Here is a 628-nt window from a genome sequence, read left to right on the forward strand (position 1 = left end):
TAAAGTGGCACCCATGTCAAGGACACTATAAAAAAAGAGATTAAGCAGCTAGAAGATGATTCCTATATTGAATAGGGGTCATCTTTTTTAAATTCCACTGATAGCGGTAATTGTTATAGTAAACCATGTAATGATTAATTTTTGACTTCAATTCCTTCAATGTTCTTGCCGATTTATAATCCACTTCATCCTTAAGGTGGCCAAAGAATGATTCTTGAGGGGCATTATCCCAACAGTTGCCTCTTCGTGACATAGACTGGCCCAGGCCATACTCCTTTAAAAGCTTCTGGTAACGTGGGCTTGTATAGTGGCTTCCCTGATCCGAGTGGATAAAAGCCTCTTCATGGAGAGTAATTTTCTTATTGTTCATCAATTGATGGATCGTCTGGGTGGCGATGTCCAAGGTGATGCGATCAGACACATGGTAAGCCAGGATTTCATTGGTGGAGGCGTCTTTTACGGTCGACAAATAAGCCATACAATTTCCGTTATATGGAAGATAAGTGATATCCGTAAGTAGTACTTTCCCGGGGATTCCCTGCTTGAATTCCCTGTTTAATTTGTTCGGGACAACCTGATGCTCCTTCGTTGCTTTAGCGATCTTTTTATAAGGGTTAGGCTTTCGGTG

1 protein-coding gene is annotated in these 628 nt (G+C 41.2%); it reads right to left on the bottom strand.

Translation table 11 applies throughout. The features are described from left to right. Positions 1–40 precede the first annotated feature (40 nt). Positions 41–628 (bottom strand): IS3 family transposase (locus EKC99_RS15365; RefSeq protein ID WP_163152670.1); only part of this gene is annotated, 588 nt, incomplete at its 5' end.

Source organism: Anoxybacillus sp. MB8, assembly GCF_011006755.1.
Lineage (GTDB): Bacteria > Bacillota > Bacilli > Bacillales > Anoxybacillaceae > Anoxybacillus > Anoxybacillus gonensis.